Below are 13,778 nucleotides of genomic sequence, written 5' to 3' on the forward strand. Positions count from 1 at the left end.
TTTACATAAAATATTTTGCCAGCAGCTTGCTGCCGATAAAGGCGCCGACCATTAAGAAGGCAGCGAAAATCCAACCGGAAAGGGACAGGGAAGAAATTCCGCTGTACAGCGCTCCGATATTACAGCCGTGAGCCATTCTTGCGCCATAGCCCATGAGCAGCCCGCCTAAAACAGCAGCCACGACCTGGCGGATGGATTTGATTTTTTTGATTTTAAACTGTGATGCGTAGAGCGTGGCCAGCAAAGCCCCGATGATGATCCCGATGTTCCGGATTGAACCACCGTCGTGCAGGAAACCTGCGGCCAGGGTATGCTGCGCCTTTTCACCGGCAAAATAAGCCCAGGAGCTCACATCCCCGCCAAGGCCCTGGTAAATCCAGGCGCCCCAGTCCGCAAAGGCGCTGGTAACGCCCCAGGCACTGCCGAGGGACGCCAGGTGCGCGATCTGGAAAACAGACAGGAGCACCGCTCCGGCCACATAGGTCAAAGGCTCTTTCATCAATTTTTTATAAAAATCATTTTTACTGAGCTTTTGAAAAAATTCTTTCACAATAACAACCTCCCCCTCATATTGGGTTATTTGGTTTTTTCAATCACAACTTCCCATTCACCGTCGTCCACTTCTTCAATTTCGACGTTATGGCCCTGGGCGCGCGCCCATTCCGGTACATTTTTCATGGCACAGCTGTGGTCGATGGCGACGATTAACAGATCGCCGACACTCAATTTTGCCAGTTCCTTTTCGGTTTTCATCAGTGGCACTGGACAGGCTTCACCTAAACAATCTAACGTATATTCACTCATTTTAATTTCTCCTTTTTCTTATCATCTGATTTTTGAATTCCAATTAATCCGCTGTTCCCATCTTCTTTTTCTGCCACTGCCTGGCGGCAATGTACAGCAGAAGAATAATCAATCCCTGGACGACCAAAGCGCCGAACCAGCCAAACACATCCGGTAAAAAGATTTTTGGGGCATTGACGTTAAAGACACCGTCCCAGAATCCCATGTCGTGAGCGCCCCAGAAGGAACCGACCACGAAAAACACCAAAGCCAGCATCTGCATGGTGAACCCTTCACCGACACGCATCAGCGTTCCGGAAGCACAGCCCCCGGCGATGACCATGCCGATACCGAAGAATATCGCCCCCAGCGCCAGTGGCAGGCTGATGGGCGCTACTGAACTCATGCCCGGTATTTCCTGACCATTGAGGTAAGCGCCGTACTTGATGGCGGTAAAGCCAATGGTCGTTACCGCAAAGGCGATGAGTACCGCCCGGGTCAGTGAGGTGCTCCCCGTAAGGCTTGGGTCACGCACCGACGCGGTAAAGCAGAAGCGCGCCCGCTGAAGGATAAACCCAAAGCAGAGCCCGATGATCCAGTATACCGGCAGTTTTTCGCTCCCCAGGCCGAGGTAGACGCCCGCGGCCACGACTAAAATCGTTACCACAATGGCAATGGGTATCTGGTTCTTTTTCGGCTTCCTTGGCGCACGTGTCCTGGTAGACCGCTGAATTTTTTCTTCTTCCAAATCCTTTCCCCTCCTTTGTTAAAAAACTATCAACTTTTGATGATTCCATTATAGCACCTCATCAGTAATTTGAATAACATCGAAAAACGATTCAGCATAAGAAAAACTGATGGCAGAAATTCATCACCTTGTTCCTGTTCTGTGATATACTGTAATCAATCACAAAGGAGGCGAGAGGATGAATATCGAGTCTTTAAGAATGTTTATCAAAATCGCAGATAACGGCAGCATTACCAAAACTGCAGAGCAGACCTTCATTTCACAGTCCGCCTTGAGCCAGCAGATTAAAACCATGGAACAGCTTTTTAACACCAGTCTCATTGACCGCAGCAACAAGGGCGTAACGCTGACCTGCAGCGGGAAAACCGTCTACGAGTACGCCGTACACCTCACCTCTACCTATGACAGCATGATCCGGGAGCTTCAGGAAAACGAGGAGAGCAACCGGGTACTTCATATTCTGTCCACGCCCATCATCGCTTCTTATGCTTTGCCCTGTACGCTGTACTATATTAAGAAAAACTTTCCGACCTACTCGCTGGAGATTTCCTCCATGGCCAGCCAGAGGATCGAGCAGCAGATCAACTGTGACCAGGGCGACATCGGCTTTATTTCCGGCCCGCCGTCCGACCCTTCGCTGACCGGGCAGAAGGTCTTTTCAGACGACGTCTTTCTGGTGGCCAGCAGCGATATGGACATTGCCCAGACCATCCAGAGGGAAGACCTCAGCCGCTATCCGCTGCTCACCCTGACAACGGACCAGAAAACCGAGCAGCACCTTGAAAAACGCCTGGCGGACGAGGGGGTAGACATGGAAAGCCTGATGATCCTGTTCAAGCAGGATTCCATCGAGTCCATCAAGCTTTCCACCATCAACGGCTATGGCATGGCCTTTCTGCCTTATATGTGCATCAAAAAAGAGCTGTATCATAAACAGCTCAAAATCATCGGCGTCGAGGGGCTTACCCTGCAGAACGACTACTATATTATTAAGAAAAAGGCTTCGGAATACCGGGACCGCACCCTCCTGAAGCTGACCGCCTATATCGAAAAGATTCTGGCCGATACTATCTGCTGACCGTGATCTCCCAGACTCCGTTCATCACCTCGTCGCTGGCGCAGTGCAGCCCTGTCTTTTCGCAGTATTCCCGGATGGTTTTCACCGCGCAGCTGTGGTCTGTGACGAGCATGACGCGGTCGCCGGACTGCATGGCCTTTACCTCCCGCTGCAGCTTCATAAGGGGCAGGGGACAGATATCACCGAGACAATCAATCTTTTTCATTGGATTCTCCTTATACAAAACCCCCATATGGTTTTCATATGGGGGTTTTATGATTAATCAATAATCTTAATCAGCTTAAAAAAGTTTTCTGTAATCCGTATTATGGTATCCACCATATCGTCCACGCTCTCTATTTCCATGCGGTGCAGGATCAGGTAGTTGGCGATGGTGAGGGACAGGCGGCAGGCTTCATTGCGTTTAGCCCGGTCCTCGATGGTGTCAAAATCAGGCAGGGGTACCAGTCCGCCGACACGGCTGGTGATCTGGCAGCCGGTAAAGCCGCAGACCTCCTGAATAAAGTTTTTGAGAATGGATTCGCGGAAATCGTCATAGTCACGATAGGTAACCTTGGCGTCCTTTTTCCAGCACTCGGTGTAGACCGCGTTGTAGGTGTGGATCATATCCCGCATATAGCCGAGAATGGTCTCGCGGAAATCCTTACAGAAGTCCTCCGGATAATCATCCATATAGAACCAGCGGATATATTCGTAGAGCACACTGCCCATGAGATAGCCTGTATCGGAGGATGAAGCCCCCATAAAGGCGTATTCCTGGTCAATGATTTTCATTTTTTCATCGTTGATCATGATGTTGGAGGTGTGCAGATCGCCGTGCACCAGGCATTCGCAGTGTTTCATGTGAATGTCGCGCAGCTTGAGCATCTCGGTGCGGAAGGCCGCACTTTTCCAGGGCGCGTCGCCCATGGCCAGACGTTCGGGATCAGCGTTCGGGTCATCATGCGGGTCGTGGTCGTCGATGGCATGCTCGTCCTTTAAGAACAGGCCGATCTCAAAGACCAGACGCATATTCGGGTTCAGGAATTTTGCCTGAAGCTCCTTGTAGACCGTTGCGTCTAAATAATACTCGGAGGTGTAAAAGTTGGACTTGGCGATAAATTCCCCGATTTTTTCCGGGAAATCCGGGAATTTTTTACCCTTCATGAGTTCAAAGCGCAGGATTTTCAAGTCACTGCAATCCTCACAGAGGTAAATATGGTTATCCAGGTCTACCTGATAGACCTCGGGAATGTATTCCGGTGTGATGGCGCCCTTGATGCGCATGACATCTGCCTCCAGCGCGTTGCGGTCCTGTACAAATGGGCCCACGCCTTCCTCAAAGGCCTTATAATAGGTTTTTGCCTGTTTGACAATTACAGATTTTCCGTTCTCGTCCCAGACACGGTACAGAAAATTGATGAAGCCGTCGCCGTCTTCCTCACTCTCGCCGATTTCGTACACGCTCAAACGCGCGTCCGGCGCAAAATAGCCTGTACACTCCTTTAAATAGTCCTTAACGGTTTCTTTGTTGATGTCTTTAAAATTTTTACACCCCATGGCAATTCCCCCAAGCTGATACTAAACTTTTACTTATTTATTATATCACTCTGATGGCATCGGTTAAATGCACTTTTTGTGCTCTTAACGGCTATTTTTTGACTCTGGACTGTTTTCTAATCCATAAAAACAGCGCTTCCACCACTATAGGTGAAAGCGCTGCCTGCATTACTGGGTCTTTTTATAGACATGGACATCGCCTGTGTCCCGGTCGGTCAGCGTCAGGGTATCCCCGTCGATAACGTAGGACATATGGGTGGTCTGCCCGCCGTAGGCCTGGGCATACTTCATATCCACATTTTTTTCCTTTGTGTCCATTGTATAGGTCGCGACGTCGTCGCCAAACATTCTGAATACATTGTTGTCCGCAAACTCAATGTCCACACCGGAATCATCTGACCACGCTCCAAGAATCAGCTTTTCATCCTTTACCGCCTCTGAACCTGCTTTAACCTTTGTACTGATGCCGGTTGTCAGCAGCGCCAGCACAAGGCTGAGCACCGCAACCGCCACAATGCCGATGGCAAGTTTTTTTCTCTCCATATAAATCTCCTCAAATCCATTGGGTGTTCCTAATGGATTTTATTATATCATAATTATTTCGGCGTTGTGTGATAGATTTATGATTTTTTGGGAATTAACTTTTCTTTAAGGATATAATTAACGGTTTTTATCTTTACAAATTTAAGCTACAGCGTATATAATAAAATTATATAGGATCGATTTTCAATTTTGGAGGTAATATTGATGAATGAAGCATTAAAAGAAACCCTTGACAGCATCAAAGGTTTTATCTGCGATATGGACGGCGTTATCTATCATGGTAACCGCCTTCTTCCCGGCGTACCTGAGTTTGTGGACTGGCTGTACCGTGAGGATAAAAATTTTCTCTTCCTCACAAACTCCAGCGAGCGCTCGCCCCTCGAGTTAAAGGAAAAACTTTCCCGCCTGGGTCTTGACATTGACGCGAGTCATTTCTATACCAGCGCCCTGGCCACTGCTAAATTCCTGAGCACACAGTCTCCGGGCTGCTCGGCTTATGTGATCGGCGAGCCCGGCCTCATCAACGCCTTATACAGCGCGGGCATTACCATGAACGATATGAATCCGGATTATGTTGTTGTCGGCGAAAGCTATAATTACAATTATGATACCATCTTAAAGGCGGTCCGTTTTGTCTTGAAAGGCGCCAAACTCATCGGAACAAACCCGGATCTCACCGGCCCTGCCGAAGGCGGCCTGGTGCCGGCCTGCCGTGCCTTTACCGCGCCCATCGAGCTGGCAACCGGAAAATCCGCTTATTTTGTCGGAAAGCCGAATCCGCTCATGGTCCGCACCGGTATCCGCATGCTCGGCGTTCATTCTGAGGATGCCGCCATTGTCGGCGACCGCATGGATACAGACATTATCTCCGGTATCGAATCCGGCATGCACACCATTCTGGTGCTCTCAGGCGTCTCCACTGCGGAGACCGTCCAGGAATTTCCCTACCGCCCCCAGTTTATTTTAAACGGGGTAGGGGATATTGTCACAAATTAAAATGCGTTTTCTGCGGCCGGAAGGCCGCTTTTTTAATTGGACAAATCCCATCATTTGTCTGAATTTTTTACAAAGCCCCACATTGTCTAATTACAGGCAACCCGCTTGATGATATATTAAACTCAGAAAATCGGGCACCGCGTGTAATTTAGATTTACAGAATGGAGGCTGTAAAATGGCAGCAAATATGAGTTTAAGTGAAAACATAAAATCCTTTGGTATGAAACAGGTTATCCGGTATCTGGACGCTGACCCGGACAAAAATATTCCGCGGATCATTGACTGGGTCGAAAAGTTTGATAAGGACCAGACCATAGCCGGTCAGCTGGCAGCGGTCAAGGAGGCCCTGTCCGATGAAAGCAACAACTGGAATCAGCTGGTGAAAAGCCTGTGGACCGATATTGACCCCGGCGTCAGGAAACGCCTGTTTAACAATTTTATTGTCAACAGCGTCATTATCGGCTGCAAACGCCAGAATCTTAACAAGGAAAAATACGACTGCAATATCCCGTGGGCCATTCTCATGGACCCCACCTCATCCTGCAATCTCCACTGCACAGGCTGCTGGGCCGCGGAATACGGCGATAAAATGTCCATGGATTTTGACACGCTGGACAGCATCATCGAACAGGGCAAGGCGCTCGGAACGTATATGTACCTCTATTCCGGCGGAGAGCCCCTCGTGCGGAAAAGGGACATTATCCGGCTGTGCGAAAAACATGACGACTGCGTCTTTCTGTCCTTTACCAATGCCACCCTCATCGACGAGGCCTTTGCCGATGAGATGCTGCGGGTTCAGAACTTTATCCCGGCCATCAGCGTCGAGGGCTTTGAGGCGGAAACGGACATGCGGCGGGGCAGGGGGACCTACGCCGCGGTCATCAGAGCCATGGATATTTTAAAGGAGAAGAAGCTCCCCTTTGGCTTCTCCACCTGCTACCACCGTCAAAACACCGATGTCATCGGCAGTGAAGCGTATTTTGACGCCATGATCGAAAAGGGCTGCAAGTTTGGCTGGTTCTTCACCTATATGCCTGTCGGCGTCGACGCTGTCCCCGAGCTCATGGCCACTGCGGACCAGCGTGAGTACATGTACCGCCAGATCCGCAGATTCCGAGGCACCAAACCCCTGTTTACCATGGATTTCTGGAATGACGGCGAGTACGTCCAGGGCTGTATCGCAGGAGGCCGCAATTACCTGCACATCAACGCCGGTGGCGACATTGAGCCCTGCGCTTTTATCCATTATTCGGATTCCAACATTCATGAGCAGACCCTGCTGGAGGCTTACAGACGGCCGCTTTTCATGCAGTACCATGAAAACCAGCCCTTCAACCCGAACCATCTCCGCCCCTGTCCACTGCTCGATAACCCAGGCCGCCTGACCCGCATGGTGGAGCACTCCGGCGCGCACTCTACCGACCTCACCCATCCCGAGGACGTCAGGGCTCTGTCAGGCAAATGCCGGGATGCCGCCGAAGCCTGGAAGACCCGCGCCGACCGTCTCTGGCAAGAAAGCCACCCGAACGCCTGAGCTTCAAAGCACTTCTGTCTGAGAAGTGCTTTTTTATTGTGCGCATTTTCCGAAAACCCTGTTTTTTTAATTGTTTTACCTTTACAAAGAAGCTAAATTGCGATAATATCAAACGATAATAAAAAATGGAGGATTTGTACAAAATGAAAAGAAAATTTAAGCTGACAGGTATTCTTGTGGCACTTCTTCTGGCCCTCAGTCTCGGAAACACCGTTCTCGCCGCCGGCGGTAACGGCAGTGGAGGAGGCGGCGGTAACGGCAGTGGAAGCGACGAACCGCTGACCATTGTCTCTTCGACTCCGGCTGACGGTGAAACCTCAGCCTCAGTCAGCGACCCGATCAAAATCGAGTTCAGTAAAAATGTGGTCAACGCAGAGGTTAAAGACGGAAATATGACGGCCATCGCGCTCTACAAGGACGGCGCACCCGTTGCGGCCGAGGTCACCATGGCTGACGACCAGGTTGAGCCAGACCTCAGAAACTTTATCACCATCACGCCTTCAAGCCCATTGGAGCCAGGAACCGAGTATCAGATTAAAATCGCGGATTCCCTGACCGCCAAGAGCGGCGCTTCCCTCGGCGAAGAAAAAACCCTGACCTTCAAGACTGCCGGCACAGCCCCTGCCGCCGCCAGCGAGGAAAAAACAACGGCAGAAAACACTGCCGCCGAAAATCCGGCCTCTGGCAATACCACACTTTATATCCTTCTGGGTGTCGCGGTAGTGATCATCATTGCCGTTGTGGTCGTGGTGTCTCTTAAAAAGAAAAAATAATGCTGGACGTAATCATTATTGGCGGTGGTATTCTCGGGGTAACCACCGCCCGGCTTTTAAGCCGCTTTGATCTGGACACGCTTGTCCTTGAAAAAGGCGCGGATCTGGGTGAAGGCGCCTCCAAGGCCAACAGCGCCGTTCTGGCCGCGGGGTTTCACCCCAGGGGCGGCAGCCTGAAAGGCATATCCTGCGTACAGGGGAACGCCATGTATCCCCAGATCTGCAAAGAGCTCGGTGTCGAAATCGCCTATCCGGGCTCCCTTTTTGTCGCCTTTCACAAAGAAGGGGAAGCGATGATCCGGGAAAAATACAAAAAAGGCCTGAAAAATGGAGTGCCGGATATGAAAATCCTGTCCGGGCATGAAAGCCGCGCGCTGGAGCCGGGGCTCTCTGACCGGGTAACCATGGCCCTCTACGCCAAAACCACCGGCATCATCGAGCTTTTTTCCCTTTTACTGAGAACTGCCCAGTCAGCTGAGAAAAACGGGGTGCATTTCTCATTTGACGAGGAGGTTATGGAAGTTATCGAGCGGGAGGATCACTTTGAGCTGCTGACAGCCAAACGCACCTTAAAGACCCGCTACCTGGTCAATACCGCTGGCGGTATGGCCATGGCTGTAGAAAGCGGCGTAAGGCCGCAGGATTTGGTCATCAAACCCCGGTGCGGCCAGTTTCTGGTCTTTGACTGGCAGGGAAAAAACAGTATCCGCCACGTGCTCTATCAGGCTCAGGAAACCGACGAAAAGGGCTGTCTGCTCGCGCCCTCCATCGAAGGCAATATCATCGCCGGACCCACCTCACAGGATGTGCCGGATTATAAAAATGTCGAGACCACTGATTGGGGCATTCATCACATTGAAAAGATCGCCAAGAAGATTCTGCCCGATCTGGATATGGGTACAGTCATTACCTCCTTTGCCGGTGTGCGGGCAAACATCAAAAATGTGGTCAAGGAGGAAAAAGATTTTGTCATCCGCCGTTCGGTTCCGCGGATGGTCAGCGCGCTCGGCATTAAAAACCCCGGCATGACAGCCGCGCCATACCTCTGCCAGATGATTCTCGAGCTTCTGATCGAGGACGGCCTGAGCACCGCCCCCAATCCGCATTATAACCCGGTGCTCAGCCTCCCAAAGCCTTTTTTGACACAGCCAGAGAGCGTTCAGAAAAAATGGTACGAGCAGGATCCCCGCTACGGCAACCTGGTCTGCCGCTGCGAGAATATTACCGAGGGGGATATTGTCCGGGTGCTCAGGGAGCCGCTGCCGCCCAAAAATATGAACGGGCTTAAAAAACGGCTGCGTACGACCATGGGCCGGTGCCAGGGAAGCTTCTGCACGCCGCGGCTTCTTGACGTTCTGTCAAAAGCCTGGGGTGTGCCGCCCGAGAAGATCATGAAGGAAGAGCCGGGCAGCTCATTTGTAAAAGGGAGGGTAAAATAAAATGCATTACGACTGTGCAGTCATCGGGGCCGGCGCTGCCGGCATGGCCGCCGCGCTTTCAGCCGCCCGGCAGGGCGTGAAAAAAATCGCGCTTCTGGACCGCGGCCAGGATGTTGGCGGCATCCTGCGCCAATGTGTTCACGACGGCTTCGGGACACTCTACTTAAAAAAATCACTAACCGGACCCGAGTACGCCGACCATTTTAAAAAACAGCTGAAGGCTACCCCTGTGATACTCAAAACCGGCGCATCGGTTTTGGATGTCACAAAAACAGGCGGGGTTTTCAGCGTCAAATACCTGAGTGAGGCGGAGGGGCCGTCACGGCTGACAGCTGACACGGTCATCCTGTCCATGGGCTGCCGCGAAAGGACCCTTGGACAGCTGCATATCCCCGGAAGCCGCCCCGCCGGTATCTACACTGCCGGGACCGCCCAGTACATGATGAATATCCAGAACCTGCTGCCCGGAAAAAGCGCGGTCATTCTCGGTTCAGGTGACATTGGCCTCATCATGGCCAGACGGCTGACACTGGAGGGGGCAAGGGTAAAGCTGGTGCTCGGGGAAAAGGCCACAGGACTGGCCCGCAACCATCTGCAGTGTATCCGGGATTTTGAGCTTCCCATCCGCTTTGGCTGCACCGTGGTGTCTGTTCACGGTTATAAGCGCCTGAAGGGTGTGAGCATCGCCCCGGTTCTTGAGAACGGCCGGCCGGATCTCTCCAAAAAAAACTATATTCCCTGTGATACGCTGCTGGTCGCTGCCGGGCTGATTCCGGAAACCGATATACTGGACCCGGACTTTGTCCGGCTTGGCGAAAATGGCGGCATCGGCATCCGCGAAAACGGCGGAACCAGTGTCCCCGGACTCTTTGCCTGCGGCAACGTGACGGGCGTGCACGACCTGGTGGACAAGGTCAGCATGGCCGGAAAACGGGCCGGGGAAGCGGCGGCCGCCTACCGCTCCGGCAGGCCGGAGACGAAGCCGGAAAAGCTGCCGGACGCCTACCTTCAGGCAGAACCGACCTGCGAGGTATTAAACCGCCTGAAAGAAAATGAACGCCTCTGCGTTCTATGTCCAAAGGGCTGTATCCTGAGCTTTGACACTGCCCATGACCCGCCGGAAATTGCCGGTTACCAGTGCAGCCGGGGCCGCCGCTACGGCCTGGAGGAGTGGCGCGCGCCCAAACGTATGCTCACCACCACGGTCAAAACAGCGTCCGGAAAACTGGTCCCGGTCAAAAGCAGTGGACCCCTTGCCCAAAGCGCGCTCCTGACAGCGGTCAAAAGCATCCGAAAAATCACTTTGGCAGGCTCCGTCGCTCCGGGCACCATAATTGATCAGAATATTCTGAACAGCGGCGTGGACATCATCACAACAGGAGAAGCATATGAACACTGATACGACCCTGCAGGACCGCCGGCATTACCTGAAAAAAGTCCTTTTCATTCTTCTGCTTTTGCTGATGCCCCTGATTTTCATTTTTACCGCGCTGTTTATCGGCCGCTACAGCGTGTCGGTTTCTGAGGTTTTAAAGGCCCTTGCCAGCCCTGTTGCCGGCTCTGCCAGCCTCTCGCCCCAAACGCTGACTGTGGTGCTGCAGTTAAGACTGCCGAGAGCCATCGCCGCGGCCTTTGTGGGTGCAGGTCTGTCGGCCAGCGGCACAGCCTTCCAGGGCGTTTTCAGGAACCCTCTCGTGGATTCGGGCTTTCTGGGGGTTAACTCCGGGGCCGGCTTTGGAGCAGGGCTCGCCATTCTTCTCTTTGGCACAAGCCTGGCCACCTACGGCTTTGCCTTTACCTTTGGTATTTTAGCTGTGGTTTTCAGCTATCTGATCGCCAAGATTTACAAGGCTGTGCCCACCATCATGCTCATTCTCGGTGGTACCATTGTCTCCTCGGTCTTCAGCGCGTTGCTGACCCTGCTCAAATCCGTTGCCGATGTCAACAGCGAGCTGCCCGCCATTGTCTACTGGCTCATGGGCAGTGTCGCCTCTGTGAGCTACCGGGATTTCTGGGCGGTTCTGGTTATTCTGGCGGGGATTGTCGGGCTGGCTTTTTTCAGCTGGCAGATCAATGTGATTTCCATGGGAGAAAAGGAAGCCCGTACTATGGGGGTAAACGTCGTATTCAGCAAGCGCATGATCATCGCCTGCGCCACGCTGGCAACGGCTGGAGCCGTGTGCATTTCAGGCATTATCGGCTGGGTCGGGCTTATTATCCCGCACATTGGAAGGATGCTCATCGGGAATGACACAAGAAAGCTTCTTCCTGTTTCCATGAGTCTGGGGGCTGTGTTTATGGTGACCATTGATACCATCAGCCGGAGCGTCTCCACCTCCGAAATTCCCCTGGGCGTTCTGACCGCCCTCGTGGGCGCGCCCTTCTTTGTCTTTCTGCTCAAGAAAACAAAAGGCGGGGGGTGGCAGATGTGAGCGAGCTGAAAATTACCGGCGCCGCTTTTGCCTACGGCGAACAGCTGATTTTTGAGGATATCTCCCTTGAAACCAGGCCGGGTGAGATCTTCTGCCTGATGGGCCGGAACGGCTGCGGCAAAAGCACGCTTCTGGATTGTATCCTGGGGATCCATTCCCTGAAAAGCGGCAGCATTCAAATTTCCGGCAAAAGCGTGGACACCTACAAGCCGGCTGAGCTGGCCAGAGAGATGGCCTATCTGCCCCAGAGCCACGAGCATTCCTTCCCTTACAAGGTGCTCCAGGTGGTGCTCATGGGCAGAACCGCCTATATGGGCCGTTTCGGCTCACCTACCCAGGAGGACAAGGCCATTGTCAAAAAACTGATTGACAAAATCGGCATCACCCACCTGTCTGAAAGGCCTTATACACAGCTCAGCGGCGGAGAGCTCCAGATGGTCATGCTGGCCCGGTCCCTGGCTCAGGAAGCCCCGCTTATTCTTATGGATGAGCCCACCGCCCATCTGGACTATTACAATGAGCTTTTGTTTTTGGAAACCATCGCCTCGCTGGTCAGGGACGGCCAGCAGACCATCTTTATGGCAACCCACTCGCCCAACCAGGCCTTTTACCTTGAAAACCGCGGGGTACCAGTCCGCGTAGGCCTGATGTGCGGCGGAAAGCTTGTGGAAACAGGCCCGCCCGCCAAAACGCTGACGCCCGGCAACCTGGGCCAGGTTTACAGCATTGAGGCCCGGATTCTTGATTCCGGAGGCACAAAGCAGGTTCTGCCTGTAGGTACTTTAAAATAGAGGGAGATAAAAATGAAAAAGATTAAAGGATACGCCTTTCTCGCGTCCATTCTGCTGCTGGTTACCATGCTTTCAGGCGGCTGTACCCAGCCCGGCGGCACAGCTGAAAACAGCCGCCCGACACACACTGTTACCGACAGCGCCGGCCGCCAGGTCAAAATCCCGGTTGAAATCAGGAGTGCCGCAGTGCTCGACGCTTTTATGACCGAGGCCATTGTCATGAGCCAGGGCGGCGAACAGGTTGTCAGCTGTCCTGCCGGCACGAAACGCAATGTGCTGCTCAAAGAAATTTATCCTGAAATCGAAGACGCGGTCACGGTCACAAACAGCGGCGTCATCAACGCCGAGGCGCTGATGGAGCTGAAGCCCGATGTGGTTTTAATCAAGCGTGAAATCTACCAGAGTGAGGCCGAGGCGCAGAAGCTGGACAAACTGGGCATTCCCTACGTGGTGGTGAGCTATGACAATATGGCGGAACAGATTGAGGCGCTGCGCCTGATCGCTTCTGTCATGGGCGGAAAGGTCGCTGAAAACATGGAGACCCTCTGCCAGGAATACGAGAAGGTCATCGCGATCTGTGAGGAGCGCAGCGCCAGAATTCCTGAGGATCAGCGCGTCAAAGTTTACCACTCCATCACAGAGGCTGTGCGGACAGACGGCGAGAGCTCTCTGGGCAGTGACTGGATAAAAACAGTGGGCTGTACCGACGTGTCAGTCGGCTCAGAGCTCAAATCCGAGGGGGACGATTACTATGCGAGTATTGAGCAGATTTTTGTCTGGAACCCAGATGTGGTGATCTGCAACGACGCCAGCACCGCGGATTACTTTAAAACCAACGAAAAATTTCAGGGGCTTCGGGCCGTCCGGGAAAACCAGGTTCACAACATTCCCATCGGCTTTACCCGCTGGGGGCACCAGGGAAGCTGCGAAACCTTTTTTGGCATGCTCTGGCTTGGCACCACTGTTTATCCAGAGGTCTACGGCGATATTGACCTGAGGGCAGAGGTGACCGGTTTTTACCAGAGCGTTGCCGGCATCCAGGTCGACGACGCGCTCTGGGAAAAAATACTCTCTGGTAAGGATATCCGCCAGGGCGGCAAAAATTCAGGAAAGTAAGGAGCC

Annotated in this window: 15 protein-coding genes; 9 read left to right on the forward strand and 6 right to left on the reverse strand. The window is 52.7% G+C overall.

Annotated elements, in window-relative coordinates:
* Nucleotide 1: 1 nt before the first annotated feature.
* Genes I2B62_RS13520 through I2B62_RS13530 form a run of 3 tightly spaced genes read right to left on the reverse strand, consistent with a single transcriptional unit; the run spans nucleotide 2 to nucleotide 1,531 of the window.
* Nucleotides 2-550, reverse strand: a complete 549-nt coding sequence (locus tag I2B62_RS13520; RefSeq protein ID WP_195269606.1) for a YeeE/YedE thiosulfate transporter family protein — start codon at nucleotides 548-550, stop codon at nucleotides 2-4.
* 26 nt (nucleotides 551-576) lie between these two features.
* Nucleotides 577-804, reverse strand: a complete 228-nt coding sequence (locus I2B62_RS13525) for a sulfurtransferase TusA family protein (RefSeq protein ID WP_195269607.1) — start codon at nucleotides 802-804, stop codon at nucleotides 577-579.
* A 43-nt stretch (nucleotides 805-847) separates the two neighbouring features.
* The gene (locus tag I2B62_RS13530) at nucleotides 848-1,531 is read right to left on the reverse strand and encodes a YeeE/YedE thiosulfate transporter family protein (protein WP_195269608.1); all 684 of its coding nucleotides are present in this window, start codon (nucleotides 1,529-1,531) and stop codon (nucleotides 848-850) included.
* Between the two features lie 178 nt (nucleotides 1,532-1,709).
* Between I2B62_RS13530 and I2B62_RS13535 the strand changes: the two genes are divergently transcribed.
* Nucleotides 1,710-2,609, forward strand: coding sequence for a LysR family transcriptional regulator (locus I2B62_RS13535; protein ID WP_195269609.1), 900 nt, complete (start codon nucleotides 1,710-1,712; stop codon nucleotides 2,607-2,609).
* Here I2B62_RS13535 and I2B62_RS13540 read toward each other — a convergent pair.
* From I2B62_RS13540 to I2B62_RS13550, 3 genes are all read right to left on the reverse strand, one after another.
* Nucleotides 2,599-2,814 (reverse strand): sulfurtransferase TusA family protein, encoded by a 216-nt coding sequence (locus I2B62_RS13540; protein ID WP_195269610.1) that lies wholly within the window; start codon nucleotides 2,812-2,814, stop codon nucleotides 2,599-2,601. The genes I2B62_RS13535 and I2B62_RS13540 overlap by 11 nt on opposite strands.
* 53 nt (nucleotides 2,815-2,867) lie before the next feature.
* The gene (locus I2B62_RS13545) at nucleotides 2,868-4,148 is read right to left on the reverse strand and encodes a phosphotransferase (protein ID WP_195269611.1); all 1,281 of its coding nucleotides are present in this window, start codon (nucleotides 4,146-4,148) and stop codon (nucleotides 2,868-2,870) included.
* A 168-nt stretch (nucleotides 4,149-4,316) separates the two neighbouring features.
* On the reverse strand, nucleotides 4,317-4,691 hold the full coding sequence (locus I2B62_RS13550) for a hypothetical protein (protein WP_195269612.1): 375 nt from the start codon (nucleotides 4,689-4,691) through the stop codon (nucleotides 4,317-4,319).
* A gap of 204 nt (nucleotides 4,692-4,895) precedes the next feature.
* On the opposite strand from I2B62_RS13550, the gene I2B62_RS13555 reads away from it, so the two are divergent.
* The 8 genes from I2B62_RS13555 (at nucleotide 4,896) to I2B62_RS13590 (ending at nucleotide 13,772) form a co-directional block, all read left to right on the forward strand.
* Nucleotides 4,896-5,687, forward strand: coding sequence for an HAD-IIA family hydrolase (locus I2B62_RS13555; protein WP_195269613.1), 792 nt, complete (start codon nucleotides 4,896-4,898; stop codon nucleotides 5,685-5,687).
* 175 nt (nucleotides 5,688-5,862) lie between these two features.
* Nucleotides 5,863-7,221, forward strand: coding sequence for a radical SAM protein (locus I2B62_RS13560; RefSeq protein WP_243259532.1), 1,359 nt, complete (start codon nucleotides 5,863-5,865; stop codon nucleotides 7,219-7,221).
* Between the two features lie 143 nt (nucleotides 7,222-7,364).
* Nucleotides 7,365-7,994, forward strand: coding sequence for an Ig-like domain-containing protein (locus I2B62_RS13565; protein WP_195269614.1), 630 nt, complete (start codon nucleotides 7,365-7,367; stop codon nucleotides 7,992-7,994).
* On the forward strand, nucleotides 7,994-9,433 hold the full coding sequence (locus I2B62_RS13570) for an FAD-dependent oxidoreductase (RefSeq protein WP_195269615.1): 1,440 nt from the start codon (nucleotides 7,994-7,996) through the stop codon (nucleotides 9,431-9,433). The genes I2B62_RS13565 and I2B62_RS13570 overlap by 1 nt, the downstream gene beginning before the upstream one ends.
* A gap of 1 nt (nucleotide 9,434) precedes the next feature.
* A complete protein-coding gene (locus tag I2B62_RS13575; RefSeq protein ID WP_195269616.1) occupies nucleotides 9,435-10,832 on the forward strand; it encodes an FAD-dependent oxidoreductase in 1,398 nt (465 codons plus the stop codon).
* Nucleotides 10,822-11,865, forward strand: a complete 1,044-nt coding sequence (locus tag I2B62_RS13580) for an iron ABC transporter permease (RefSeq protein WP_195269617.1) — start codon at nucleotides 10,822-10,824, stop codon at nucleotides 11,863-11,865. Before I2B62_RS13575 ends, I2B62_RS13580 begins: the two co-directional genes overlap by 11 nt.
* On the forward strand, nucleotides 11,862-12,656 hold the full coding sequence (locus I2B62_RS13585) for an ABC transporter ATP-binding protein (protein ID WP_195269618.1): 795 nt from the start codon (nucleotides 11,862-11,864) through the stop codon (nucleotides 12,654-12,656). The genes I2B62_RS13580 and I2B62_RS13585 overlap by 4 nt, the downstream gene beginning before the upstream one ends.
* Before the next feature lie 12 nt (nucleotides 12,657-12,668).
* The gene (locus tag I2B62_RS13590; RefSeq protein ID WP_195269619.1) at nucleotides 12,669-13,772 is read left to right on the forward strand and encodes an ABC transporter substrate-binding protein; all 1,104 of its coding nucleotides are present in this window, start codon (nucleotides 12,669-12,671) and stop codon (nucleotides 13,770-13,772) included.
* The last annotated feature ends 6 nt before the right edge of the window (nucleotides 13,773-13,778 follow it).

The organism is Eubacterium sp. 1001713B170207_170306_E7, from assembly GCF_015547515.1.
Taxonomy (GTDB): Bacteria; Bacillota; Clostridia; order Eubacteriales; family Eubacteriaceae; genus Eubacterium.

Coding starts and splice junctions, on each gene's coding strand:
- I2B62_RS13525 (WP_195269607.1), bottom strand. CDS start 804: ATGAGTGAATATACGTTAGATTGTTTAGGTGAAGCCTGTCCAGTGCCA.
- I2B62_RS13535 (WP_195269609.1), top strand. CDS start 1,710: ATGAATATCGAGTCTTTAAGAATGTTTATCAAAATCGCAGATAACGGC.
- I2B62_RS13540 (WP_195269610.1), bottom strand. CDS start 2,814: ATGAAAAAGATTGATTGTCTCGGTGATATCTGTCCCCTGCCCCTTATG.
- I2B62_RS13545 (WP_195269611.1), bottom strand. CDS start 4,148: ATGGGGTGTAAAAATTTTAAAGACATCAACAAAGAAACCGTTAAGGAC.
- I2B62_RS13550 (WP_195269612.1), bottom strand. CDS start 4,691: ATGGAGAGAAAAAAACTTGCCATCGGCATTGTGGCGGTTGCGGTGCTC.
- I2B62_RS13555 (WP_195269613.1), top strand. CDS start 4,896: ATGAATGAAGCATTAAAAGAAACCCTTGACAGCATCAAAGGTTTTATC.
- I2B62_RS13560 (WP_243259532.1), top strand. CDS start 5,863: ATGGCAGCAAATATGAGTTTAAGTGAAAACATAAAATCCTTTGGTATG.
- I2B62_RS13565 (WP_195269614.1), top strand. CDS start 7,365: ATGAAAAGAAAATTTAAGCTGACAGGTATTCTTGTGGCACTTCTTCTG.
- I2B62_RS13570 (WP_195269615.1), top strand. CDS start 7,994: ATGCTGGACGTAATCATTATTGGCGGTGGTATTCTCGGGGTAACCACC.
- I2B62_RS13575 (WP_195269616.1), top strand. CDS start 9,435: ATGCATTACGACTGTGCAGTCATCGGGGCCGGCGCTGCCGGCATGGCC.
- I2B62_RS13580 (WP_195269617.1), top strand. CDS start 10,822: ATGAACACTGATACGACCCTGCAGGACCGCCGGCATTACCTGAAAAAA.
- I2B62_RS13590 (WP_195269619.1), top strand. CDS start 12,669: ATGAAAAAGATTAAAGGATACGCCTTTCTCGCGTCCATTCTGCTGCTG.